Here is a 25,378-nt window from a genome sequence, read left to right on the forward strand (position 1 = left end):
GGAACAGGCGTTGCCATCGACATACCGTGCTCCGCAGAAAAATAACCGCCTCGACCTGAGACCTTTTTCCTTCTCGGCTGGCAAGTAGAGGAATCCGCCCCGACCCAAGGTCCGCAGAGACCACGAGGAACCCTGTACATGCCCGTACGCACGCTTCGTCCCCGTTCGCTGTCCCTGGCCATCCACGCCGCCGCCATGACCCTCGCCCTCGCCGGCGCGGCCCCGCCCTGCTTGCCGCCGAGGCGCCCGCCGCCAGCTCGGCGCGCAGCTATGACATCGCCCCCGGCCCGCTCGGCCGTACCCTGTCGGCCTTCGCCAGCGACAACGGGGTATCCCTGGCGTTCGACCCGGCGCTCACCGAGGGTCGCCGCAGCGCCGCCCTGCGCGGCCGCTACGCGCCGGTCGAGGCGCTGCACCGCCTGCTGCTGGGCAGCGGCCTGGAGTTGCAGCAGCGCAGCGATGGCAGCTACACCCTGGTGCCGGCAGCCACCGATGGCGCGCTGGAACTGCAATCCTCGCTGATCACCGCCCAGGCCGCCGGTGCCGAGACTCTGCCCGCCGAGTACGCCGGCGGCCAGGTGGCCCGTGGCGCGCGCCTGGGCATGCTGGGCAACGCCGACGTGATGGATGCGCCATTCAGCATCACCAGCTACACCGCCAGGACCATCGAGCAGCAGCAGGCGCGCAGCGTCGCCGACCTGCTACAGGCCAACGATCCGTCGGTGCGGGTGGTCGGCGGGCGCGGCGACCTGGTGGACAGCTACACGATTCGCGGCTTCAGCGTGCAGAACGCCGACGTCGCCTTCAACGGCCTCTATGGCCTGCTGCCGTTCTGGCGGGTACCGATCGAATTCGCCGAGCGCGTGGAAGTGCTCAAGGGACCGAACGCCCTGCTCGGCGGGATTTCCCCCGGCGGCAGCGTCGGCGGCACCATCAACCTGGTGCCCAAGCGCGCCGACGACCAGCCGCTGACCCGCGTCAGCGTCGACTGGACCCAGCGCGGCCAGCTCGGCACTCACCTCGACATCGGCCGGCGCTTCGGCGAGAACAACGCCTTCGGCGTGCGCTTCAACGGCGTCTACCGCAACGGCGATACCGCCGTCGACCATCAGAGCCGCGAGTTTCCCATGCTCTCCCTGGGCCTGGACTTCCGTGGCGAGCGCCTGCGCCTGTCCAGCGACCTGCTGTACCAGAAGGAAAGCCTGGAAGGCGTGGTGCGCCCGCTGCTGACCGGCCCGGGAACCACCCACATCCCCCACGCCCCGGACTCGAAGACACGCTTCGGCCTGCGCGATTCCTACCTGGACCAGGAGGATTACTCCATGGTCAACCGCGGCGAGTACGACCTCGCCGACAACCTGACGGCGTTCGCCAGCATCGGCGGCCGCCAGAGCAACTACGAAACCATCGCCGCCAACAGCATCCTCGTCGGCAACCAGGGCGATATCGTCAACAGCCTGGCACGCCAGCGCGGCGACCGCCGCACCTATTCCGCCGAGGTCGGCCTGCGCGGCAACTTCGACACCGGCCCGCTCCGCCACGACTGGACGCTCAGCGCCAACCGCCTGCACGAACGGCTGGGCATGGTCTATGCCTTCACCGGGATGCAGCCGGGCAACCTCTACCAGACCTCGCCGCATACGCCGCTGCCGGACTTCTCCAGCCTCGACGGGAGCATTCCGAAGACCAATGAAACCGACCTCGGCGGCGTGGCGCTGGCCGACAGGCTGTCGTTCCTCGAGGATCGCGTGCAGGTCACCCTGGGCGTGCGCCGCCAGCAGATCGAGTCGCGCAACTACGACCAGACCAGCGGCGCGCGCACCAGCCACGACAAGCGGCACGTGTGGACGCCGATGGCCAGCGTGCTGGTCAAGCCGCTGCAGGACCTGTCGCTGTACGCCAACTACATCCAGGGCCTCAGCCAGGGCGAGGCGGCGCCGATGACCGCGGCCAACGCCGGCCAGGTGCTGGCACCGTACAAGGCCGAGCAATACGAGATCGGCGCCAAGTACGACCTGGGCGGCTTCACCACCACCCTGGCGCTGTTCGAGATCAGGAAACCGAACGCCTATACCGACGCCAGCAACGTCTTCCGCGCCGACGGCGAGCAACGCAACCGCGGCGTGGAGCTGAGCCTCTATGGCGAACCGCTGGACGGCGTACGGGTGATGGCCGGCGCCACCTACATCAAGCCCGAGCAGAACAAGACCGGCGACCCTGCCAGCGAAGGCAAGGACGCGCCCGGCGTGGCCCGCCGCCAGGCCAACCTGGGGGTCAGCTGGGACACCCCGTTCGTCGACGGACTGACCCTCGACAGCCGCTGGATCTACACCGGCTCGGCCTATGTGGACAGCGCCAACGCCCTCGCCGTGCCGCACTGGAACCGCGTCGACCTCGGCGCCGCCTACGCCTTCCAGGTCGCCGGCAAGCCGCTGGTGGCGCGCGCCAACCTGGAGAACGCACTGGGCAAGGACTACTGGACCGCAGCCAACGGCTACCTGTCGATCAGCTCGCCGCGCACCCTTTCCCTTTCCCTCACGGCGGACTTCTGAGTCCGCCCCACCATAACCAGAAACCGCCGATGACCAGCCAATGACCGCGAAAACCCTGCGCACCTGGTACCTGGTGCACAAATGGACCAGCCTGATCTCCACGATCTTCCTGCTGATGCTTTGCCTCACCGGGTTGCCGCTGATCTTCCACGAGGAGATCGAGCACTACTTCGAGCCGCATCCGCAGCTCGAGCCGCTCACCGCCGAGTCGCCGCGCATCGACTACGACGACGTGATCGCCCGCGCCCTGGCCGCCCGGCCGGGCGAAGTGGTGCGCTTCCTGGTATTCGAAAAGGACGACCCGCTGGGCCTGGTGATCAGCGCGCCGAGCCTGGTACCGCCGCCGGAGAACGGCCACATGCAGCCGTTCGACGCGCGCACCGGGGAATTCTTCGACGCGCTGCCGCCGCCGGGCGGCTTCATGTACCTGATGCTGAAGCTGCACACCGACCTGTTCCTCGGCCTGCCCGGCTACCTGTTCCTCGGCCTGATGGGCCTGCTGCTGGTGGCCTCGCTGGTGTCCGGGGTGGTGGTATACACGCCGTTCATGCGCAAGCTGGACTTCGCCACGGTACGCGCCGAACGCAGCCGTCGCCTGAAGTGGCTGGACCTGCACAACCTGCTGGGCATCGTCACCCTGTCCTGGGTACTGGTGGTCGGCGTGACCGGAGTGATCAACACCCTGGCCCTGCCAATCCTGATGCTCTGGCAAGGCGGGCAGTTGGCGGAAATGACCGCGCCCTACAAGGACGCGCCGCCGCTACAGCGCCTCGGCTCGCTCGACGCGGCCCTGGCCACGGCACGCCGGGCGGCGCCGGACATGGAGGTCAGCTTCGTCGGCTTCCCCGGCACCCAGTTCAGCAGCCAGCATCACTATGCGGTGTTCATGCGCGGCAACACGCCGCTCACCGAGCGCCTGCTGAAGCCGGCACTGATCGACGCGCAGAGCGGCGAACTCACCGACATGCGCGAGATGCCGCTGTACGTGAAGACGCTCCTGCTGTCGCAGCCGCTGCACTTCGGCGACTACGGCGGCATGCCGCTGAAGATCGTCTGGGCGCTGCTCGACCTCGTCAGCATCGTCATCCTCGCCAGCGGTCTCTACCTCTGGCTCGGCCGACGCAAGACGCCATTGGAGAAGCGCCTGGCGGAACTGCCGGACGGCAGCCTGGCGACGGAGGGCAAGGCATGAGGCGCGGTCTCTGGATGATCTTCCGCTGGCCCCTGCTACTGGCCCTGCTCGGCCTCTTCGGGCTGCTCTCGGCGCTGCTCGGCGACGGCCTCTACGACCTGCTCTCCTGGCTCGCCCTGGGCACTCCGCTGGTGCTGGTCGGCTGGGTCTGGCTGCGCCTGCCGCGAACCCGAAGGAACCCCTGAGATGACCACCCCGCCGCCCTCCGCCAACACCCTGGACCTGCGTCCGCTGATGTTCGAGACCTTCGTCTGCACCCTCGCGGTGATGTCCTTCGTCGCCCTGGTCGGCCCGCTCGCCCGCAAGCTCGGCCTGGCGCCCTGGCAGGCCGGCGCCGCGGTGACCGTCGGCGGCATCGCCTGGATGCTCGCGGCGCGGCCCTGGGGCATCGCCAGCGACCGGCATGGGCGACGGCGGATACTGCTCGGCGGGCTGGCCGGCTTCGCCCTCTCCTACGGCTCGCTCTGCCTGTTCATCGTGCTCGCCCTGCACTGGACGTTGCCGACCCTGTTCGCCTTCGCCGGTATCGTTCTCCTGCGCGGCCTCGCCGGCGGTTTCTACGCCGCGGTGCCGGCCTGCACGGCGGCACTGGTGGCCGATCACGTCGAGGCGCAACGACGCGCCGCGGCGCTGGCCGGACTCGGCGCGGCCAGCGCGATAGGCATGGTGATCGGGCCGGGGCTGGCCGGACTGCTGGCGACTCACGGGCTGGTCCTGCCGTTGCTGGTCACCGGCGCGCTGCCCCTGGTCGCCCTGCTGGCGCTCTGGCGCTGGCTGCCGCGCGAGGAGCGTCGCCAGCCGAACCGCGGCGCCGCCCTGGCGATCGGCGACCGCCGCCTGCGGCGGCCGCTGGCGGTGGGCTTCGTGGCGATGTTCAGCGTCACCGTGGCGCAGATCACCGTGGGCTTCTTCGCCCTCGACCGGCTGCGCCTGGATTCCGCCGACGCCGCGCGGGTGGCCGGCATCGCCCTGACCGCAGTGGGCGTCGCGCTGATCCTGGCCCAGCTCCTGGTGCGCCGCCTGGACTGGCCACCGCCGCGACTGATCCGGGTCGGCGGGCTGGTCGCCGCCATCGGCTTCGCCGCCGTGTGCTTCGCCGACTCGCCGCCGCTGCTCTGGCTGGCCTTCTTCGTCGCCGCGGCGGGCATGGGTTGGGTATTCCCGGCAGTCTCGGCGCTCAACGCCAATGCCGTGCGCGCCGAGGAACAGGGTGCCGCCGCCGGCACCCTGGTGGCCGTACATGGCTTCGGCCTGATCAGCGGGCCGCTGCTCGGCACGCTGCTCCACCAATTGGACAGCCGCGCCCCCTACGCGCTGGTCGGTCTGCTGCTGGCGCTGGCGGCGTTCTGGCCGAGCCAACCGACGCGCCCCGTGGAAACGAGGAGCGAAGCACCATGACCGCTGTCGACCTGCTGCTGGTCGCGACCCTGCTGGCGGCCCTGCTCGCCTGGTGGATACCCGCCCTGCCCGGCCACCGTGGCCTGCTGGCGCTCGCCTCGACGCTGGCGCTCGGCGCCGGCCTGTACGCTGCATGGGACGACCGCTGGCAAGCCGGCGTCGGCGCCTTCGCCGGTTTCTCCCTGCTGCTCGGCGCCTGCCTGCGCCGGAAGCCCGAGCGCGGCCTGCCGTTCCGGACCGGTTCGCTGTACGGCCTGCTGGTGCTGCTGGCAATCGCCGCGCTGTACCTGTTCCCGGTCGCGCCGCTGCCGGCGCCGAGCGGCCCCTATGCGGTCGGCGTGCGCGATTTCGAACTGGATGACCCCAGCCGGCCCGGCCTGCTCGGCACCCCGGCCGGGCAGCCGCGGCGCCTGCTGGTACGCGCCTGGTACCCGGCACGCCCGATCGCCGGCGCCGCGCCGCGTCACTATTTCGATCCAGGCGAGGCGCGCAGCACCGCGCGGGGCTTCGGTGAAATACTCGGTTTTCCGCCGTTGCTCGCCTACCTCAAGCACCTGCGCACCAATTCCTATCCGGACGCCCCGCTGCGCGACGACTCCGCTCGCCTGCCGGTGGTGTTCTACAGCCATGGCTACAGCGCCTTCGCCGGCGGCAACTGGACCCTGATGGAAGAGCTGGCCAGCCACGGCTACGCGGTCTACGCCATCCAGCACAGCGGCGACGCGTCGCCGACCCGCCTGCCCGACGGCACGCTGCTGCCCATGGACCCCGGGCTGGTCGAACACCTGCGCCGGGCCGCCCACGACGGCTTGCCGCAGGCCATGCGCCAGGGCTATGTCAGCGACGATCTCGACCAGCGCCTCGACGGCCAGTTGCACACCGCCCTCGACCTGCCCGCCCCGGCCAACCGCGCCGTCAACCTCAGCGCGCCGGTATGGCTGGCCGACCGCCTGTTCGTCCATGACCGCCTGCAGGCCGGCGAGGTCCCGGACAGGGTCGCCGACCTGGTGGCCGCCAGCGACTTCGCGCACACCGGCGAGATGGGCATGTCCTTCGGCGGCTCGACCACCGGCGCGGTCTGCATGGTCGACCGACGCTGCGCGGCGGCCGTCAACCTCGACGGCGGCGACTTCGACTTCGCGCCCTTCGATAGCGATTTCCCGGCACCGCTGCTGATGCTGCACGCCGACCTTGGCAACTTCTACCGGCTGTTCGGCATCGAACCGCCGGCCCGCCCGAGAAGCTTCAACGACTTTTCCTACGAACGCTTCGAGCACGCCGGCCAGCGCCAGGACATTCATCGCCTGGTACTGCGCGATTCGGCCCATGCCGGGCTTACCGACAATCCGCTGTTCATCCGCCGGCCGCTGCGCGACGGGCTGCTCGGCTCGGCACCGACGGAAGTCCTCATCCAGGCTCCCAACGCCCTGGTGCTGGGTTTCTTCGATCACTACCTGCGCGGCCGCGCCAACGACTTTCCGCAAGCGCAGATGGCGCGCTTCCCCGCCTGGCTGACGCGCTACGACAACTCGGCGGTGCGCGACTGGTGGCTGGCCAAGCCGGAAGCCCAGCGCCTGGCGCTGCGACAACGCATCGACGAAATGAAACGGCGCAAGACCGGGCTGGATCTTCCCTGACGACGGGTTACAGTGGGCGCCCCATCTGCGGAGCGCCGCCCCATGCATATCCCGCCCGAGCTGATCATCCACCAGACCCGCCACTGGACGCTGAACCAGCGGATCGACTCGGCCCTGCCCGGCTACTGCATGCTCGGCTCGCGGCAACCGGCGACGGCCTTCCACCAACTGCCGGAACAGGCCCTCGCCGAATTCGGGCCGCTGCTGGCCAGGGTCGAGCGCGAAATGGACGCGCTGCTGCGGCCGCGACGCATCTATGTCGGCCGCTACGGCCACATGCCCGGCCTGCCGGTGCATTTCCACCTGATTCCACTGTACGACTGGGTCGAGGAACTGTTCTGGGAGGACACGCGCTACCGGACGCTCCAGCAGTTCGGCATGCCGACCGCCGAACCCCTTACCGATGGCGCCGAGCTGACCCTGTTCGTCTGGCGCGAATTCTGCGAACGCGCCGATCCACCGGCCGTGCGCGGCATGGATCGGCAACAGGCGATCGCCGGATTGCGCCGGGCATTCGGCTACGGCGTCCAACCCCGAACATCGTCTGGGCCGGACTCCGAGTCCGCGCAGGACGCATGACCGCGTGCGGTTGGATGGGTTCCGAGGCCGCGTAGGGCGAATAACCGCTTGCGGTTATCCGCCATGAAACGCCGGCGCAGCGGCGGATAACGCCGGTGGCGTCATTCGCCCTACGACCCGGCTCCGAGGCCGCGGTACGCATGACCGCGTGCGGTTGGATGGGCTCCGAGGCCGCGTAGGGCGAATAACCGCTTGCGGTTATCCGCCATGAGGCGTCGGCGCAGCGGCGGATAACGCCGGTGGCGTTATTCGCCCTACGGCCCGACTCCGGGGCCGCGGGACGCATGACCGCGTGCGGTTGGGTGGGTTCCGAGGCCGCGTAGGGCGAATACCCGCTTGCGGTTATCCACCATGAAACGTCGGCGCAGCGGCGGATAACGCCGGTGGCGTTATTCGCCCTACGACCCGGCTCCGAGGCCGCGGTACGCATGACCGCGTGCGGTTGGATGGGCTCCAAGGCCGCGTAGGGCGAATAACCGCTTGCGGTTATCCGCCATGAAACGCCGGCGCAGCGGTGTCGTCACGGTTGCAGGTAGCGGTGCTTCCAGCCTCCTTCGTCGCGGTCGTAGCGCAGGCGCTCGTGCAGCCGCTCGGTGCCGTTGCCCCAGAACTCCACCGACTCCAGGCACAGTTCGAACAGGCAGTAGCCCGGCGGGCGCGGCAGCGGGCCGTCGGTTTCCGCCAGGCGCCGGGCTTCGGCGCGCAGGGCGTGGATGTCGGCGAGGGTTTCGCTCTGCCGCGAGGCGATCGACATCGGGTGGGTCTGGTACGGGCGGCTCAGCCACTGGGCGTCGGCGCGCTCGTCGGGCAGGCGTTCGGCGCGGCCGTTGAGGATGATCTGCTGGCTGCTCTCGCGCCAGTACAGCACCCCCGAGGCCCAGGGGTTCTGCGCCAGTTCGCGGCCCTTCTGGCTATCGGCGTGGGTGGCGAACACCACCCCGCGCTCGCCCAGCTCGGCGATCACCACGATCCGCGTCGACGGCCGGCCCTGCCCGTCGACCGTGGCCAGGGCCAGTGCCCGCGGCTCGCGCACGCCATAGCGGCGGGCGCGTTCCAGCCAGTTGCGCAGCACCTCCATGGGGTTCGCCGGCGGCGCCTCGAACTCCGGGAAAGGGGCTTCGATGGTCCCGGTGAGGGACTCGGAAATGTTCGCGTTGACGCCCATCACGGCGTTCCTCCGTTCTGCCCGTTCACAGGTAGGCCCGGCCTTCGGCGAAGGCCGCGCCGTTGCCCGACACTTCCACCGCCGAGACCCGCTCGCCGGCGCCCTCGGCGCGGGCGTACATGCGCGACGGCCGGCCGATCTCGACGCCCTGGAGGATCTCGATCTGCTGCCCGTAGGGAATCTGCCGGTGGCGCGCCAGGTGGATCGCCAGCGGCCCGGCGGCGGAGCCGGTGGCGGCGTCCTCGACCACGCCGTAGGCCGGCGAGAACATGCGGCTGCGCCAGTGCCGCCCGGCGCCGGCGAAGCAGTTCACCGCCAGGTCCGGGAAGTCGCACAGCGCGCGGTGGTCGGGGTGCAGCGCGGACAGCGCGGCGACGCTCTCCAGGCCGACGAACACGTGGCGCGGGCCGTTGCGGTAGACCTCGATGGGAAAGGTCGAGCCCTTCAGGCCGAGGGCGGCGAGCAGCTCGGCCGGGCGGCTGAAGTGCTCCCAGGTGGGGATCGGCTGCTGCATGCTGCAGGCCACCACCTTGCCGTCCTGGCGCTCCAGGGCGAAGGGCACGGTGCCCATCCTGGTCTCCAGGAACAGCCTGTCCTTGTCGGTCTCGGCGCCCAGGGCGATGGCGGTGCCCAGCAGCGGGTGGCCGGCGAACGGCAGTTCGTTGACCGGGGTGAAGATGCGGATGCGCGCGTCGCCGTCCTGTTGCGGGCGGAGCACGAAGGTGCTCTCCGACAGGTTCATCTCCCGCGCCATGCGCTGCATGCGCTCGCCGCTGAGGTCGTCGCAGTCGAAGAACACCGCCACCGGGTTGCCTTGCAGCGGTTCGCTGGCGAAGGCGTCTATCACGACATATCTGTGCATGGGCTCTCCTGGCTCAGGGCCGCCGCTCGACCAGCGCGTGGCGCAGCAGGTCGGCGATGATGCGCGGACCCTCGCGGGTCAGCACCGATTCGGGGTGGAATTGCATGGAGGCGAAGCGCGGCCCGCGCAGGGCATGGACCTCGCCGGTCTCGCGGTCGCGGCTGATCTCGATCGGGCCGACCTCGGGAATCTCGATGCGGTCCTGCAAGGCGCGCGCGGCGAAGGTGTTGTAGAAGCCGACGCGCTCGGCGGCGCCGAACAGGTCGATCTGTTTCTGCACGCCCTGGTTGGGCTCCTGCCGGCGTTGCAGGTCCAGGCCCAGGCACAGGCTCAGCACCTGGTGGCTCAGGCACACGGCGAGGAACGGCCGGCGCTCGCTGAGCAGCGAACGGATGGCCAGGTGCAGGTGGCCGATCTTCGGCTGGCCGATCTCGGTGGGGTTGCCCGGGCCGGGGCCCATGATCACCAGGTCGTAGCCGTCGAACGAGTACGGCTCCTGGAAGCCGCGCACGGTCACCGTCAGGCCCAGCGACTTGAGCTGCTTGGCGATCATCGAGGTGAAGGTGTCCTCGGCATCGACGATCAGCACCTCGCGTCCGGACAGGTCGGCCTGCAACTGCTGGCGCTCGCTGGCGCCGCGCAGCCAGAAGTCGGCGATCGGCGCGTTGCGGCTGGCCAGCGCCGCCACCACGTGCGGGTGCGAGCCCAGGCGCTGCGGCGCCTGGCTCTTCAGCGCGGCGATCAGCCCGGAAGCCTTGGCCCGGCTTTCCGCCGCCTCGCCCAGGGGATCGGAGTGACGCACGATGGTCGAGCCGACGCCGATGCGCAGGCGGCCGTCGCCCTCGATCTCGGCGGTGCGGATCAGGATCGCCGAGTCCAGCGTGCGCCCGCCCTGGCCGTCACCGCCGATCAGCGCCGCCACCCCGCTGTAGTAGCCGCGACCCTGCGGCTCGTAGCGGCGGATCACCCGGCAGGCGCTTTCCAGCGGGCTGCCGGTGACGGTCGGGGCGAACAGCGTCTCGCGCAGCACCTCGCGCACGTCGCGGCTGGTCTGGCCCTCGATGAAGTACTCGGTGTGCGCCAGGTGCGCCATCTCCTTGAGGTAGGGACCGAGCACCCGGCCGCCGTCCTCGCAGATCCGCGCCATCATCTTCAGTTCCTCGTCCACCACCATGTACAGCTCGTCGGCTTCCTTGCGGTTGTCGAGGAATTCCATGACCTCGGCCAGGTTCGGCCCGGCCGGCGGGTAGCGGTAGGTGCCGCTGATCGGGTTCATCACCGCCAGGCCGTCGCGCACGCTGATGTGTCGCTCGGGCGAGGCGCCGACCAGGGTGCGTTCGCCGGTGTGGACGATGAAGGTCCAGTAGGCGCCCTTCTCGCGCAGCAGCAACTGGCGGAAGAAACTCAGCGCGCTGGCCGTGGCGTAGCCGTCGATGCGCGCCTGGAAGCGCCGCTTGATCACGAAGTTGGCGCCTTCGCCGCGACCGATCTCGTCGGCGATGACCCGCCCGACCACTTCGGCGTAGGCCTCGTCGTCGAGGTCGAAAGCTTCCTCGCTCAGTTCCAGCGCCTGGTTCGGCAGCAGCGCCAGGGCCTGCTCCAGCGGCAGCAGTTCCTGCTCCAGGACCTTCAGCGCCAGCAGCGGCGTGCCGTCGTCGAGCGCCTCGAAGCCGCGCTCGGCGATCTGCCGGTAGGGAATCAGCGCCAGCAGGTCATGGCGCGGCAGGCCCGGGCCGGGCTCGTCCAGCGGCAGGTCGGCCAGGCCGTGCAGTTCGAGCGCCTCGCCGCGAATCACGTCGAGCAGGCCCGGGCCATTGCTTTCCGGGCGGTAGAGCAAGGCGAACGGCGCCGGCCGTTCGAGCAGGCGCTGCAACAGCGATGTGGGCAGGGCGTTCATTCCAGCACCTCGTCGGTGGTGACCACCATCGCGCAGCGGCTGGCGGCGTATTCCAGGGCCATGCGGTGGTGCGCCTCGCTGAAGTCGGCGATGGCGTCGGCCACCAGGAACGGCTGGATGTCGTTGGAGTAGGCGTCGACCGTGGAGATCAGCACCCCGACGTGGGCGTATACGCCGCACAGCACCAACTGGTCGCGGCCGGCGGCGCGCATCCGCTGGAGCAGGTCGGAGTGGAAGAAGGCGCTGTAGCGCCACTTGGTCAGCAGCCAGTCGTCCGGCCCCGGCGCCAGCTCCTCGACCACCTCGCGGTCGGCCGGACTGGCGCGCATGCCCGGCCCCCAGAAGTCCTTGAGCAGGCCGCGCTGCTCCTCGGTCATGCTGCCCGGCTGGGCGGTGTAGGCGATCTGCACGCCCTGCTCGACGCACCAGCGGCGCAGCCGCGCGGCGTTGGCCACCAGCCCGGCGCGCAGGCTCTCGGGCAGCGGGCGCAGGAAGTAGCGCTGCATGTCGTGCACCAGCAGCACCGCGCGCCGCGGCTCCAGGCTCCAGCGCGCCAGGTTGGCCGGCAACTGCTGGGCGGTCGGCAAGGGATAGGCGGTGATTTCGGGAATGCCGCTCATGCCACGGTCTCCAGGGGGAAGGTTGCGCTCGGGATCGCTTCTGCGCCGGACCAGGCCATCACCGCGCTGAGCGCCTGCCAGGGGTTCAGCCGCGGATCGCAGAGGCTGGTGTAGTGCCGGCTGACCTGGTGCAGGCCGCTGGAATCGGCGACGCACTCGGTGACGTCGTCCGGGGTGGTCTCCAGGTGCAGCCCGGCGGCCACGCCGCCGGAGCCGGACACCGCCAGGCGGAACGCCGCCACCTCCTCGGCGATGCTGCGCACCAGGCGGGTCTTGTTGCCGCAGGGCGCGACGATGGTGTTGCCGTGCATCGGGTCGCTCAGCCAGATCACCGGGTGGCCGGCTGCGCGCACCGCCTCCACCAGCGGCGGCAGGCGCTCGCCGACCTTCTGCGCGCCCATCCGCGCGATCAGCGTCAGGCGCCCCGGCTCGCGGCGCGGGTCGAGGCGCTCGCAGAGCGCCAGCAACTGGTCGCGGCCGATCTCCGGACCGACCTTGCAGGCCACCGGGTTGAGCACCTCGGCCAGCAGCGCCACATGGGCGCCGTCGACCTGGCGGGTGCGCTCGCCGATCCACGGCCAGTGGGTCGAACCGAGATAGACCCGGCGCTGCTCGTCCTCGCGCAGCATCGACAGCTCGTAGTCGAGCAGCAGCATCTCGTGGCTGGTCCAGACCGGCGAGGCATTCGCCTCCTGCCCGGACGCGGCGTCCCAGCCCAGGTGGCGCATGATGTTGCGCGCCGCCGCGTAGCCCTTGAGGATCCGCTGCGGATCGGCCCGGCGCTGCTCGGCATGGGCCTCGCGGCCGTTGACCATGTCGCCGCGATAGACCGGCAGGGTCTGCTCGCCGACCTGCTCGTGCGGCTTGGAACGCGGCTTGGCGTACTGCCCGGCGATGCGCCCGACGCGGATCACCGGCCGCCGGCCGGCCAGGCGCAGGGCGCCGGCCAGCAGTTCCAGCACGGCGGCCTTGCGCGCCACGTTCTCGGCATGGTGGTCGTCCATGTCCTCGGCGCAGTCGCCGCACTGCACCACCAGCGCCTCGCCGCGGGCGACCCGCGCCAGGGTCGCGCGCAGGGCCAGGATGTCGCCGGCGCGGATCAGCGCCGGACTGCCGCGCAGGTACGCCTGCACGTCGCGCAGGCGCGACGGATCGCCCCATTCGGGTTGCTGCAGCGCTTCGCAGCGCCGTACGCGTTGCAATAGATCGTCCATAGTTCACCCCTTCCAGGATGGCCTCAGGTGGGAATGCCTTCGCGTTTGATCTGCGGGACCGGAATGCTCAGGGCGCGCAATTGCTGGAAGACGTTCATGAATTCGCGGTTGCGCTTGATCTTGCCGTCGTCCAGCTCGAAGGAATGCAGGAAGTGGTTCTCGTAGTAGCCCTCGGGATAGCCGGGGAAGAGGATCTTGCCGTGGCCGTCGCACTCGACCCAGAAGTGGTTGGGATCGTCGGTCTCGAAGACCTTGATGTTGTACCACTCCCAATCCGGGAAGCATTTCAGCGACCACACCGCGTGCTCGGCCAGCTTGTCCTTGCCACGAATGACGATGGGCGAGCCGGTATCGGTGGTCCATAAACCGCCACAGCCGTCCTCGACGAAAAGTTCATGGCGGCGCAGGCGATCCTGGCCTTTGGTGTTCATATACTTGACCACCGTCTCGCGATTCTTCCTGCGCAACTCCACGGCGTCTTCGAAACCTTGGGGAATGGCATTATCGAGCATCGTCATATCTCCTCTTGAATTGGAATAAACATTAATCAGGTGGGAATACCGTCACGTTTTATTTGTGGAACGGCTATTCCCAATGCACGCAATTTCTGCATCGGGTTCATGAACTCGCGATTGCGTTTTATCCGGCCGTTCTCGAGTTCGAAGGAATGGATGTAGTGGTTCTCGCAATAGCCCTCCGGATACCCCGGGACCAGCGCCTTGCCGCGCCCGTCGCACTCGACCCAGAAGTGGTTCGGATCCTCGGTCTCGAAGATCCGCACGTTGTGCCACTCCCAGTCGGGGAAGCAGCGCTCGAGCCACTCGGCGAGCCGCCTGAGGCTCTCATGGCCCCGGAAAACCAGGGGTTCGCCGCTTTCCGTGGTCCAGTTGCCGGCGCAGCCGTCCTCGACGAACAGGCTGTGCCGCTGCAACCGTTCGGCCCCCTTCATGCGCATGTAGTGCTCGACCGTGGCACGGTTGCGCCGACGCAATTCCAGGTTGTCGGTAAACCCTTTCAACCGTTGGTACTCTCGCATGGTGCGAATCTCCGCCAGTTCGAATCGACTGGCATCCATACCGGAAAGAAGACATCGGGATGACAGGCCGGAGAAATTGCCGTGAAGCTTTTTCCGGGCAAAAGTTGCCCGCTTCGGAGCGTCTCCAAAGTTTCAACTAATGCCGAATTGCCATGACCGAATGTTTCGCCTGAAACCCAGTTGTAACCAGATTTGACAGGGGACAAACTTATAAACGCTTTTTTGCAATAGCCATAACCCCTTAAAAATTACAGGTGTGGGGCATCGATTCCGTTCTATTCTTTGGCCGGTTTGCCAAGCGCCCGGAAAGTTGCACTAGCGTGCCGGACAACAGGAGGACGGGCGCAATGGCGAAGGGGGCAGCGGGGAAACGCTGCCGGTGGGAAGGCTGCGCTCAGGCGACCGGCGCAAACGCTATCCGGCCATTCGGTGAATGGCCGGACGCTTGCGCGGCGGCCTCGCTAGGCGACGAGGCGTCGATTCAGTTGAGCAGGCCGATGGCGTAAGCCTTCATGGTGGCCTCCGCCTTGTTGCTGGAGTTGAGCTTGCGCATCGCATTGACGATATGGAACTTCACCGTGCGCTGGTCGATCGACAGGATCAGGCCGATCTCGCCGTAGGTCTTGCCCACCGCGGTCCACTTGAGCATCTCGGTTTCCCTGGCGGTCAGGCGCACATTGCTTTCCGGGACGATGCGCGGCGCCAGCAGGTCGCCGAAGGTAGCCTGCAGCATGCTGGTGATCCAGAGCAGGAAGGATTCCTTCTCCAGGATTTCCGTGGCGGCGATGCTCTCGCTGGAACGCACCAGGGACAGCATGCTGATCAGCCCGTACTTGCCGCGGACCGGGATCGACCAGCCGTGACGGATGCCGTGATGCAGCGCTTCCTCCCAGAAGAAACGGTTCTCCTGGAAGTCTTCGCCATTCCAGATCAGCGGGGTGTATTCCAGAAGACCATGGCGCACGATCGGGTCGATGGATGTGTAGTCTTCGGAGATATATCTGCTTTTCCATTCCCCTGGGTAATTGGACAGGAAATGATATTTAGGTGCGGTCAGCGGGAAAGGCGCCCGCGCACCGAATGAAAAGAATTCGAATCCATAATTACCGCATATCTCGAGAACCAGGGAGAAGAACTCTTCCTCGGTTGTTATTCTTGACAAAATCTCGAGATATCCCTCTCTCTCATCATGCATGCCAGCTTCACCAGTCAACAATCGATCCCGGCAGGATTCGGTTCTTCAGCGTTTTTATTCTTTTTTGTTTCCGTCTTATCCACTCATGACAATTCCCTTTATCAAGCCGGACCTGGAAGTACATATCGCCACCGGCCCTGTGCGGGTGTTCCGGACGAGGTCTAGCCCATTCGCCGCCCGCCGGGCGACGACGAAACGAGGCTGAAGAGAACTTCTCGATGAGCACGGACACGAGGCGCCGCGCAGGAACTGCGCTGGGCTGGAGGGGACGGCGCCCCGGATCTTTGCGGAAACCGTAGAACGGCTCTCCGATGGGCCTCACGGCGGTCTTTCTCATTGTTCTTCTCGCACGCTCCATCGTCGTCGGGAGAGCCTCCCGACAACAAACCTTGGCCCATGGCGGGCCTCGTCGACGAGGCTCCCCGGGGACCAGAAATGGCAACTACATACTTCCCCCCCTATCTCTCCGCAGATACCTGCCCGGAAGGGCAGGTTGTCCCTGCCGGGCTGTGACAATTTAATTCGACCAGGCATTTCATTGTCCGTGCCGATTTTCACGAAGCGCATTCTGAGGCAATTAAAAAGAGCGCTCCATTCGACCATGGACAAGCTATCCACGCCTGACCGAGATCGCCTTCCGAATATAGCGAAGCGATAACCGCAGCCTGCCGAGAAGTGCTTCAGACAATAAACAGGACGCTGGCCTTTCGTATCGATGAAAGTTCCGCATGGCGTCCGCCCCTAAGGAAGAGGAGATAAATATGATTTATTACTTGATCGGAGTGGCGCTATTCATCTTCATGCTGGAACAGTTGGTTCCCGGCTGGAAATTGCCCAAGGTGAGCACCTGGGTGGCCCGGGTGATCTTCCTCAACATCGTCCAGGTGTCGATCGCCCTGCTCGCCGGCATCACCTGGAACAAATGGATGATGGGGCACAGCCTGCTGCACACCTCGGATGCCCTGCCACCACTGCTGGCCGGCTTCGCCGCCTACTTCGTCAACACCTTCGTCACCTACTGGTGGCATCGCGCGCGCCACGCCAACGACACGCTCTGGCGGCTGTTCCACCAGTTGCACCACGCGCCGCAACGCATCGAGGTATTCACCTCCTTCTACAAGCATCCGACCGAGATGGTCTTCAACTCGCTGCTGGGCAGCTTCGTCGCCTACGTGGTGATGGGCATCAGCATCGAGGCCGGCGCCTACTACATCATGTTCGCCGCGCTCGGCGAGATGTTCTACCACTCGAACCTGCGCACCCCGCACGTCCTCGGCTACCTGTTCCAGCGCCCGGAGATGCACCGCATCCACCACCAGCGCGACCGCCACGAGTGCAACTACAGCGACTTCCCGATCTGGGACATGTTGTTCGGCACCTACGAGAACCCCCGCCGCATCGACGAGCCGCAGGGCTTCGCCGGCGACAAGGAGCAGCAGTTCGTCGACATGCTGCTGTTCCGCGACGTGCACAGCCTCCCCGGAAAAACCCAGCCCGCTCCCGTCCTGGTCAAGCCCGACGTCAGGTGAACGCCATGATTCCAGACATCGATTCCCGTCTCAGCCGGAACATATTGAAATCCATCTCGTATGGCCTCCCCCTCGCCGAAGTGGTCCCCGACCATACCTATGCGCAACTGGAAACGCGCCTCGGCGAACTGAAACGCAGGTATCTGGAGCTGCGCATCTCCCACGGCGCGCGCGAGCTGCCGTTCAGCAACTACCTGTTCTACCTGATCCTCCAGTCGCGCCACCAGGAATTCGACTTCAAGCTGCGCCAGGGCAACTCGGTGGTCACCAACATCCACCGCTTCAAGAGCAAGGGACGCATCCCGTCCCTGACCACCCTGCTCCTGGCCGATGCGGTCAACGCCAAGAGCGAGCTGGAACTCAAGCATCCGGACATCCCGCAGCTCGACCGCCACGCCCGCGACATCGAGCGCTGGCTGGCCGCCGGCAACGTCATGCCGCCCAGCGAGCGGGCCCTGCGCGGCCTGGTGGAGGCGCTGGAGCGCGCCGCTGGCGAAGGCCGTCCGTTGCACCTGGTGAGCGCGGTATGCCCGGACTACTCGCACTCCAGCGATGCCGAGGGCAAGCCGCGCTACACCTTCGAGCGAGTCGGCGACCAGCCCGGCCTGGCCGGCGCCAAGCTGGTCAGCGCCGGGCAGGCGGTGGCGGAGCTGGCCAGGGCGCGCCAGGTGGAGATCCGCCACGCGATCCTCGGCGGCGAGTTCGAATACCTGTCGTTCAACCGCAACCCCGCCACCGGCGAGACCCGCGAGGGTTTCCTCGGCAAGGTCGAGCGCCAGCTCGAGCGGATCGCCGGGGCCCTGCCCTGCCCGGCCGCGACCTGCTCGTTCTTCGAGATGTGCGGCGGCGAGGACGGCTGGCACCGGGCCCACGGCGAGATCGTCCAGCGCCTGGAACAGGGCGACTACGGCCAGACCGGGCTGGACTACCCGGCCCTGGAATCGATCTTCCTGTCGCGCCTGCCGCTCTACGAGAAATGGTTCGCCAGCCAGTCGCGCGAGCAGATCTGGGCCAGCTTCGTCTCCCAGGCCGCCGAGTACGCATTGATGGGAAAACTCTTCGGCGAGCGCTTCGACAACTTCGTCGTGCTGGCCGTCGATCACTACCGGATGGAGCCGTTCTACTCGTTCTTCGCGACCGTCCCGACGCTCTACATCCGAACCGACTACCTGTAACGAGGGAGCGCCTGCGCCATGCAAGATGAACTGTTCAAGACCCGATACTCCAAGTACGGATACGGCATCGACGTGCGCCGTACCTACAAGGACCTGCCCTGCCAGCCGTTCTGGACCTGGGTCACCGGCAAGTCGCTGAACGACCGCCCGCCACGACGGCCGAAAGACACCCTGCTCAAGCCCTGGCAGCTCTACCTGCACATCAGTTGGGGCTACGCGGTGTTCTTCCTCGCGGTGATCTACGGCCAGCAACTGCTCGCCTCGCAGCAGCCACTGTGGCTGAAGTGCCTGCTGGGCGCGCTGATCATGTGCCTGGTGGTCAACCGCCAGCGTGGCTTCCTCCATACCTTCCACTACACCACCCATGGCGCCAGCCTGGAGAACAAGGCGCTGGCCCGCTTCACCTGCAAGTGGATCCTGTCGATCCCGATCCTGCACACCCCGCGCGACGAGTACGTGAAGCTGCACGTGAACGAACACCACAGCGTGCGCACCTTCAATACCGAGCACGACGTCGACCTGGTCTTCATGAAACAGCACGGCTTCTACAAGGGCATGTCCGAGAGCGCCTTCTGGACCCGCCTGGTGCTCGCGCCCTTCCATCCGGCGCGGATCCTCGAGCACCTGAAGTTCCGTTTCGACGTCAGCTTCGTCTCCGCCCCGCGCCACGAGCGCGTCAGCCGGGCGCTCTACTGGGCTGCGCTGCTCGGCCTGGTGTACGCCAGCGGCTACCTGGAGGCGTTCGCGCTGTTCTACCTGTTCCCGATCTTCATCCTCACCCAGTACTCGTCGTGGATCCAGCACGTCTCCGAGCACCTCTGGTTCGCCCGCAACGAGCACGGCCTGCCGCGCTTCCTGCACTACGGCTCGCTGAGCTGGGGACGCTTCCTCGGCCGCCCCTACCCGGCCGACAAGCAGGGCCTGGCCTTCGCCCTGGCGTTCGTTCGCTGGAGCCTGGGCGTGCTGCTGATCGACATCCCGCTGCGGGTGTTCTCCTTCATGCAGGACCTGCCCAGCCACGACTTCCACCATCGCAAGCCGGGAGTGAACTTCTGGCGCATCGCGCCGGAGCGCGCGGCCAACGAGGCGCGCCCCTCGAAGTTCGGCCCGATGACCGAGACCTGGGGCATGTGGGAGAACTTCCTGATCCTGCGCGACCACCTCTGCCGCGGCCAGTCGGACCCGTTCGGAATCGTCGACTGGTACCGCGAGAACCATGCCCGGCTCGCTCCGGAGACCGATGCCGCCAACCAGCCCCACACCAACCAACCCGCATCCCAGGCTACCGCCTGATCACACAGGAAACCCCATGAATACTCAGATTGCCCAGATCACCCAGAGCCTGGCAGCCAACGGCTGCGCCTATATCACCCCCAGCGACGCGCTCTACGACGAGCAGGACTGGGAACTGATGAACCAGGTCCTGGCCAACTCGACCCTGCCGTGGGAGAAGATCCTGATCGGCGACGCCGACGAGGAGAACGACCTCTACGTGGCCCGTTTCATGACCGACCGCGACCGTCCCACGGTGGTCAACCATGCGCTGTCGGAGCTGATCATCCCGCGCGTCTGCAACGACAACGTGATGAGCCTGTTCCGCAAGCTGATGGGCGACGACGCCTTCTACGTCCGGCGCATGCAGGTGAACCGGATGAAGGCCGGCTCGTTCATCGGCCGGCACCTGGATACCGACAGCAACCCGGACTACCAGTACTCCATCGTCCTGCAGCTCGGCACCTACTTCTCCGGCGGCCAGTTCGTGGTCTACGACCGCGACGGCAACCTGCGCAACGACATCAAGCCGGAGCCGCGCTCGGTGATCATCAGCGACTGCAGCTATCCCCACGAGGTCCAGCAGGTGACCGCCGGCGAGCGCGTCTCGCTGGTGTTCTTCGTCAGTCGCCATGCGGACCGGAACCGGCGGGTCTATTGACCCGTCGGCGTGGAGACTCGAAGCGATGTCGAAGAACGCACGTTACGCCTGGCGCCTGTCCCTCGGCGGCCTGCTGCTGGGGCTACTGGCCTGCGCGGTCTACCTGCTGGCCGTCCCGCTGGGCTTCAAGTACGGCGAGATCCAGGTCGGCCATGGCCTGGAACACGAGGGGCGGATCGCCTGGGACGCCGCCGGCGTCCCGCATATCCGCGCGCAGAGCCTGGAGGACGGCTATTTCCTGCTCGGCTACAGCCACGCCAGGGATCGCCTGTGGCAGATGGAGTTCGCCCGCCGCTATGCCGGCGGGACGCTCTCCGAAGTGTTCGGCGCCAAGACCCTGCCGATGGACAGGTTCGCCCGCACCCTGGGCTTCCGGCGCACCGCCGAGGGCATCTACGCCAACCTGGACGCGCCCACGCGCGTCCTGCTGCAGCGCTACAGCGACGGGATCAACGCCTACCTGGAGCTGGCCCCGGCGGCGCTGCCGCTGGAATTCAGCCTGGTGCGCCACGAGCGGCCGGGGCCCTGGGGGCCGGTGGACAGCCTGTCCCTGCACCTGCTCTATTCCTGGACCCTGAGCGCCAACCTGGGCATGCAGTTGCAGCGCCTGGCGCTGGCCGAGCACCTGGACCTGGCGCGGATCAACGAGGTGTTCGCCCCCTATCCGGGCGAGCGGCCGCCGGCCACCCGCGACTACGCCAGCCTGTACCGCTCCCTGCACGGCACGCCGGACGCCGGCAAGCTGCTGGGGCAACTGCCCGGTTCCAACGTCGAGGGCATCGGTTCGAACAACTGGGTGGTCTCCGCCAGCCGCAGCGCCACCGGCAAGCCGCTGCTGGCCAACGATCCGCACCTGCGCCTGACCAACCCGGCGGCCTTCTACCTGGCCAGCCTGAAGATCCCCGGCCTGAGCCTCACCGGCGCCAACTTCGCCGGCGCCCCGCTGTTCGTCATCGGCCATAACCAGCGCATCGCCTGGGGCTACACCAATACCGGCTCGCACATCCAGGACGCCTACCTGGAGCGCGTCGATCCCCAGGACCCGCGGCGCTACCTGGCCCCGGACGGCTACCGGCCCTTCGAGACGCGCCTGGAACGCATCGCCGTGCGCGACGGCGAGACGGTCTCGCTGGAGGTCCGCAGCACCCGCCACGGCCCGGTGATCAGCGACATCTACGAACCGGCGCGGCTGCCGCAGGCGCAGCGCGACCGGCTGGTGATCGCCCTCGCCTGGACCGGCCTCGACCGTCACGACAAGACCTTCCCGAGCCTGCTGGCGATCAACCGGGCCGAAGGCTGGGAACAGTTCCTCGACGCCGCCGCCGACTTCGGCGTACCGCCGCAGAACATGGTCTATGCCGACGTCGAGGGCAACATCGGCTACGTCTCCGCCGGTCGCGTACCGCTCCGCGGCGCCGACGACGACCTCCATGGCCTGGCCCCCTCGCCCGGCTGGGAGAGCCGCTACGACTGGGTCGGCTACGTTCCGGAAAGCGCCAAGCCACGCAGCCTCAACCCCCGCGAAGGGTTCATCGCCACGGCGAACCAGCGCATCGTGCCGCCCGACAATGCCTTCGACTTCGGCCACGACTGGGTCCTGCCCTACCGCTACGAACGCATCCGCGAGTGGCTCGGCGGCCCCGGCCAGCGCACCCTGGAAGACAGCCTGGAGTTGCAGAACGACGAGTTCTCCAGCGTGATGGCGAGCCTGTTGCCGAAGATGCTGGAGCAGGTCAGCGACCCCGAACTGCGCGCCAGCGAGGCCTTCGCCCTGCTCCAGGGCTGGAACCACCAGGCCGCCGCCGACCTGGCCGCGCCACTGATCGCCGGCTACTGGGTACGCGCCTTCACCCGCGAGCTGCTGCAACCGAGGATCGGCACGCAGTTGCTGGCCAGCGGCTGGAACCAGCGCAACTACGACGGATTCCTCCGGCTGATCCTCGACGGCCAGGCCGATCTGCGCTTCTGGTGCGGCCAGGAACAAGGCTGCGACCTCAAGCTGAACCAGTCGCTGCGCCGCGCCCTCGACGAACTGCGAGCCGCCCACGGAAGCGCGCCGAGCGGCTGGAAGTGGGGCGAGGCGCACGCCGCCCTCGCCGAGCACGTGCCCTTGCACAAGACCCCGTTGCGCGCGCTGTTCGACCTGAAGAACAACAAGGGCGGCGACAACTTCAGCGTCAACGTCGGGCGCTTCGACTACAGCGACCCGGCCAACCCGTTCAACACACGGATCGCCGCGACCCTGCGGATGGTCATCGACCTGGCGGACTTCGACAACTCGCGCTACGCGCTGTCCACCCGCAATTCCGGCCTGCCGTTCGACGGCGCCACCGATCTCAACGAACTCTGGGCCCGCGGCGCGTACATCCGTATCGCCGACGACGCCCCCGACGCGACGGACCGCCAGTTGGTCCTGCGCCCTTCAGCCTCTTCCTCCGGCGAGCCACGACCATGACCAGCGATCCGCAGAAAAACGCCTTCGACCTCGACTACTCCAGCCGCGAACGGCAGTTCCCCGAGGGCTTCAAGCGCAAGATAGTCGCCGACCTGCAAGAGGGAATGCCGCAGTTCGACGTGCTGCAATACTTCGGCAACCAGCCGGATATCTTCGAGACCTACGACCACCTGGTACTGGCGACCGACCCGGAGGGCGAACGGATCATCGGCATCCTGGGCGCGAAGGACTTCGTCCGCGGCGCGACGCGCTTCCTCTACCTGTGGACGGCGATGGTGGTCGACCGCTACCACCGCACCAGCCTGTTCAAGCGGATCAACCAGTTCTTCCTGCGCCAAGTCAGCGAGCGCAACGGCGGGCTGCCGCCACTGATCGTGGCGAAGACCTACAACCCGGTGGTCTACAACATGTTCCGCGCCCTAAGCGCGCGGATCCCGGGAGCGACGCTGTACCCGGACCTGGAAGCGCCGCGCCAGAGCCCGGACATGGTCGACCTGGCCCGCGACGTGGTCGGCACGCTGTCCGCCAACCTGCGCCTGGATGCGGAAACCGGCCTGATACCCGGCGGGCAACGCAGCGTCGCCCCGGATTTCTTCCCGCGCATGGCGATGTCCAGCCACGCCAGGACCAACGACCACTTCGTCGCCCACGTCGGCAGCAGCGACCAGATCCTCTGCATGGTCCGCCTCGCGCCCGGTGCCGAACCCTACGTGCAGCAGAGGATCATCCGGTGAGCGGACTCGCGCAGCGCTCCGACGACCCGTGGCTGGCGGCGCTGCCGGCCGCGGTGCTCTACGGCGCCTGGGCGGCCTATGCCAACCAGGACGGCGGCCTGGCCGGGATGGGCGTCGCCGCCCTGCTCCAGGGCGCCGCGAGTCTCCTGGCGACGCGCTTCGGCCTGTACCTTTTGCAATGTCTCGGCCGCCGCCACGGCCTTGCGCAACGCCAGGCGCCCCTGCTGGTGGTGCTCCTGCTGACCGCGCCGATAGCCGCGCTGCACTGGCTCTCGGGCACGCCGCATCCATTGGCGAGCGTGGCGCCATCGTTCGTCATCGGCTGGCTCTACTTCGCCCTCTGGGCGCGCCGCCGCCCGGGCCGCCGGCAAGCCAGCGGCGCCTAGCCGGCGCCCCCGCTCGAGCCGCTCCCCGTCGGCGGGATCGGCCCGTATACTCGGAGCCTTCCTATCTGCCCAAGGACGCGCCATCGCCATGCTGGAGATTCTCGGAAAGGCCTCTTCGATCAACGTGCGCAAGGTGCTCTGGACCTGCGCCGAACTGGACCTGCCCTACCGCCGCGAAGACTGGGGCAGCGGCTTCCGCGACACCCACGCGGCGGAATTCCTCGCCCTCAACCCGAACGCCATGGTGCCGGTGCTGCGCGACGGCGAACTGGTGCTCTGGGAATCCAACAGCATCATCCGCTACCTGGCCAACCGCTATACCGGCGAACGCCTCTATCCGCAGCAGGCGGCGCCGCGCGCGCGGGTCGACCAGTGGCTGGACTGGCAGGCCTCCGACCTCAACCGCTCGTGGAGCTATGCCTTCATGAGCCTGGTCCGGCAGTCGCCGGCGCACCGCGACGCGGCCCAGGTGGAGGCTTCGTTGCGCGGCTGGACGGGCTTCATGGAAATCCTCGAGGGACAACTGCTACGCACCGGCGCCTATGTCGCCGGCGAGACCTTCAGCCTGGCCGACATCGCCATCGGCCTGTCGGTCAACCGCTGGTACGAGACGCCGTTCGAGCATCCGTCGCTGCCAGCGGTGCGCGCCTATTACGAGCGCCTCGGCGCCCGTCCCGGCTTCCTCGCCCACGGCCGCAACGGCGTACCCTGAGCGAGGCGCGCGATTACTGGCCGAGCGCCTTGTTCAGGCGCTGCGCCAGGGCGGTGGTGTTGGCGCCGGCGGTATCCAGCAGCAGGTAGTCGTAGTCGGACTTGGCCACCGGGGCGATGCGGTATTGCAGGACGCCCTCGACCACCTGCTGGCCGGCCGGCACGCTGAGGGTGCCGACGCAGGACAGCACGCCGCTGTCGGGATCCTTCTCGAGGATCGCCACGTCGCGCAACGCGCTGTCCTTGAACTCCGGCGAGCGCTCGGTGATCGCGCCCTGGAGGAAGATCCGCATCAGTTGGTCTTTCACGTCCGGCGAGGCACAGGCCTCGGCCTCCTTCTTCGCGCAGGCGCTCAACAGCAGCGCGGCGCCCAATACAGCGAGCACGGGTAGCTTCATCATCCCCTCGGGGGTTGGTTGGTGATGCGCAGTTGGACTGCGCCGCCGGCGAATGATTCCCAGGCCCCGCGCGGCGCCTACCGCAGCCAGCACTGGCCAGCCGGCGCGTCTGCCAGTAGTCTGTCCGCCGCGCTGGCGACGCCGGCCCCACGCCAACTGGAGCAAGACATGTACCGAGACACCGTGACCCTCACCGTCAGCGCCGAGCAACGCGGCCGCGAAAGCGAGGCCGTGGACAACCCGAACGTCGCCATCGGCCTGGAAAGCGTCGAGCCGGGCGTGCTCAAGCTGCACTTCGAAGGCCAGCTGGACGCCCCGGAGAACGCTACCCACATCTGCTTCAGCCTGACCATCGGCCTCACCTACTACGGCCCGATCCTCGACGGCGCGGCCAGCGAGAACGGCGGCTGGATGACCTTCGAAAGCGACATGCTCGACCCGGCGCAACTGGCCTGATCGACTCTCCTTCGCAGCCATCCACCATGCGGAAGGCTGCGAAGTGGCACTTTGACACCCATCCCCCGGCGGTCTATAGACAGTTGCAGAACAGACACGGAAGTGGTGGTTCAGCATGTCAACGTCTTCGACAGTTCGCCCCACGACGAGCCTTTCCGGGATATCCCAGGCCCGCTTCCAGGGGACCCTGACACACGCCTCCCCAGCCTTTCGCGGGACGACTTCTCCGCCTGCGCTCTCCCATCCCCCATGAC

Annotated in this window: 23 protein-coding genes and 1 pseudogene; 15 read left to right on the forward strand and 9 right to left on the reverse strand. The window is 67.6% G+C overall.

The features are described 5' to 3' along the window. The first annotated feature begins 138 nt into the window (after positions 1–138). The 6 genes and pseudogenes from AT700_RS15570 (at position 139) to AT700_RS15595 (ending at position 7,358) form a co-directional block, all read left to right on the forward strand. Positions 139–2,552: pseudogene (locus AT700_RS15570) on the forward strand (TonB-dependent siderophore receptor). A gap of 40 nt (positions 2,553–2,592) precedes the next feature. Continuing rightward, positions 2,593–3,744 (forward strand): PepSY-associated TM helix domain-containing protein, encoded by a 1,152-nt coding sequence (locus AT700_RS15575; RefSeq protein WP_003088170.1) that lies wholly within the window; start codon positions 2,593–2,595, stop codon positions 3,742–3,744. Then, on the forward strand, positions 3,741–3,929 hold the full coding sequence (locus AT700_RS15580; protein ID WP_003088166.1) for a hypothetical protein: 189 nt from the start codon (positions 3,741–3,743) through the stop codon (positions 3,927–3,929). The genes AT700_RS15575 and AT700_RS15580 overlap by 4 nt, the downstream gene beginning before the upstream one ends. A gap of 1 nt (position 3,930) precedes the next feature. Further along, positions 3,931–5,142, forward strand: coding sequence for an MFS transporter (locus tag AT700_RS15585; protein WP_004349335.1), 1,212 nt, complete (start codon positions 3,931–3,933; stop codon positions 5,140–5,142). Continuing rightward, on the forward strand, positions 5,139–6,779 hold the full coding sequence (locus AT700_RS15590; RefSeq protein ID WP_023120680.1) for a hypothetical protein: 1,641 nt from the start codon (positions 5,139–5,141) through the stop codon (positions 6,777–6,779). Before AT700_RS15585 ends, AT700_RS15590 begins: the two co-directional genes overlap by 4 nt. Before the next feature lie 42 nt (positions 6,780–6,821). Next, the gene (locus AT700_RS15595) at positions 6,822–7,358 is read left to right on the forward strand and encodes an HIT family protein (RefSeq protein ID WP_034072222.1); all 537 of its coding nucleotides are present in this window, start codon (positions 6,822–6,824) and stop codon (positions 7,356–7,358) included. Between the two features lie 520 nt (positions 7,359–7,878). Here AT700_RS15595 and phzG read toward each other — a convergent pair. The 8 genes from phzG to qscR all read right to left on the reverse strand — a co-directional run bounded on the left by phzG (position 7,879) and on the right by qscR (position 15,347). Further along, positions 7,879–8,523 carry a phenazine biosynthesis FMN-dependent oxidase PhzG gene (gene phzG / locus AT700_RS15600; RefSeq protein ID WP_003112073.1) on the reverse strand — a complete coding sequence of 215 codons (645 nt, stop codon included), beginning with the start codon at positions 8,521–8,523 and terminating at the stop codon, positions 7,879–7,881. A 25-nt stretch (positions 8,524–8,548) separates the two neighbouring features. Next, positions 8,549–9,385: a phenazine biosynthesis protein PhzF gene (gene phzF / locus AT700_RS15605; RefSeq protein WP_003093628.1), complete on the reverse strand. Its 837-nt coding sequence runs from the start codon at positions 9,383–9,385 to the stop codon at positions 8,549–8,551. Between the two features lie 13 nt (positions 9,386–9,398). After that, positions 9,399–11,282, reverse strand: a complete 1,884-nt coding sequence (gene phzE, locus AT700_RS15610; RefSeq protein WP_003117653.1) for a phenazine biosynthesis protein PhzE — start codon at positions 11,280–11,282, stop codon at positions 9,399–9,401. Continuing rightward, positions 11,279–11,902 carry a phenazine biosynthesis protein PhzD gene (phzD, locus tag AT700_RS15615; protein WP_003093625.1) on the reverse strand — a complete coding sequence of 208 codons (624 nt, stop codon included), beginning with the start codon at positions 11,900–11,902 and terminating at the stop codon, positions 11,279–11,281. The genes phzE and phzD overlap by 4 nt, the downstream gene beginning before the upstream one ends. Next, positions 11,899–13,116, reverse strand: a complete 1,218-nt coding sequence (phzC, locus tag AT700_RS15620; RefSeq protein WP_003093621.1) for a phenazine biosynthesis protein PhzC — start codon at positions 13,114–13,116, stop codon at positions 11,899–11,901. Before phzC ends, phzD begins: the two co-directional genes overlap by 4 nt. A gap of 23 nt (positions 13,117–13,139) precedes the next feature. Beyond that, positions 13,140–13,628, reverse strand: a complete 489-nt coding sequence (phzB, locus tag AT700_RS15625; RefSeq protein ID WP_003115119.1) for a phenazine biosynthesis protein PhzB — start codon at positions 13,626–13,628, stop codon at positions 13,140–13,142. Between the two features lie 35 nt (positions 13,629–13,663). Next, positions 13,664–14,152 carry a phenazine biosynthesis protein PhzA gene (phzA, locus tag AT700_RS15630; protein WP_003450170.1) on the reverse strand — a complete coding sequence of 163 codons (489 nt, stop codon included), beginning with the start codon at positions 14,150–14,152 and terminating at the stop codon, positions 13,664–13,666. A 481-nt stretch (positions 14,153–14,633) separates the two neighbouring features. Beyond that, positions 14,634–15,347, reverse strand: coding sequence for a quorum-sensing transcriptional repressor QscR (gene qscR, locus AT700_RS15635; RefSeq protein WP_003118960.1), 714 nt, complete (start codon positions 15,345–15,347; stop codon positions 14,634–14,636). Positions 15,348–16,108: 761 nt separating this feature from the next. Between qscR and AT700_RS15640 the strand changes: the two genes are divergently transcribed. The 8 genes from AT700_RS15640 (at position 16,109) to AT700_RS15675 (ending at position 24,271) form a co-directional block, all read left to right on the forward strand. Next, positions 16,109–16,876 carry a sterol desaturase family protein gene (locus AT700_RS15640; RefSeq protein WP_003102692.1) on the forward strand — a complete coding sequence of 256 codons (768 nt, stop codon included), beginning with the start codon at positions 16,109–16,111 and terminating at the stop codon, positions 16,874–16,876. A gap of 5 nt (positions 16,877–16,881) precedes the next feature. Continuing rightward, positions 16,882–18,051 (forward strand): hypothetical protein, encoded by a 1,170-nt coding sequence (locus tag AT700_RS15645; RefSeq protein WP_003088150.1) that lies wholly within the window; start codon positions 16,882–16,884, stop codon positions 18,049–18,051. Between the two features lie 18 nt (positions 18,052–18,069). Continuing rightward, positions 18,070–19,344: a fatty acid desaturase gene (locus AT700_RS15650; RefSeq protein WP_003102695.1), complete on the forward strand. Its 1,275-nt coding sequence runs from the start codon at positions 18,070–18,072 to the stop codon at positions 19,342–19,344. 16 nt (positions 19,345–19,360) lie between these two features. Further along, positions 19,361–19,984, forward strand: a complete 624-nt coding sequence (locus tag AT700_RS15655) for a 2OG-Fe(II) oxygenase (RefSeq protein ID WP_003102697.1) — start codon at positions 19,361–19,363, stop codon at positions 19,982–19,984. A 25-nt stretch (positions 19,985–20,009) separates the two neighbouring features. Next, the gene (locus AT700_RS15660; protein WP_047691475.1) at positions 20,010–22,439 is read left to right on the forward strand and encodes a penicillin acylase family protein; all 2,430 of its coding nucleotides are present in this window, start codon (positions 20,010–20,012) and stop codon (positions 22,437–22,439) included. Then, positions 22,436–23,173, forward strand: a complete 738-nt coding sequence (locus tag AT700_RS15665; protein ID WP_009876284.1) for a hypothetical protein — start codon at positions 22,436–22,438, stop codon at positions 23,171–23,173. Before AT700_RS15660 ends, AT700_RS15665 begins: the two co-directional genes overlap by 4 nt. Further along, entirely contained in the window at positions 23,170–23,559 is a 390-nt protein-coding gene (locus AT700_RS15670) for a hypothetical protein (RefSeq protein WP_047691472.1), read from the forward strand. Before AT700_RS15665 ends, AT700_RS15670 begins: the two co-directional genes overlap by 4 nt. Before the next feature lie 88 nt (positions 23,560–23,647). Continuing rightward, positions 23,648–24,271, forward strand: coding sequence for a glutathione S-transferase family protein (locus tag AT700_RS15675; RefSeq protein ID WP_015648648.1), 624 nt, complete (start codon positions 23,648–23,650; stop codon positions 24,269–24,271). A 13-nt stretch (positions 24,272–24,284) separates the two neighbouring features. Here the strand turns inward: AT700_RS15675 and AT700_RS30550 are convergent, their stop codons facing one another. Next, positions 24,285–24,671, reverse strand: a complete 387-nt coding sequence (locus AT700_RS30550; protein WP_003115740.1) for a hypothetical protein — start codon at positions 24,669–24,671, stop codon at positions 24,285–24,287. 165 nt (positions 24,672–24,836) lie between these two features. Between AT700_RS30550 and AT700_RS30555 the strand changes: the two genes are divergently transcribed. Beyond that, positions 24,837–25,124, forward strand: coding sequence for a hypothetical protein (locus tag AT700_RS30555; protein WP_003088136.1), 288 nt, complete (start codon positions 24,837–24,839; stop codon positions 25,122–25,124). Positions 25,125–25,378 lie beyond the last annotated feature (254 nt).

It is taken from the genome of Pseudomonas aeruginosa (assembly GCF_001457615.1).
Lineage (GTDB): Bacteria > Pseudomonadota > Gammaproteobacteria > Pseudomonadales > Pseudomonadaceae > Pseudomonas > Pseudomonas aeruginosa.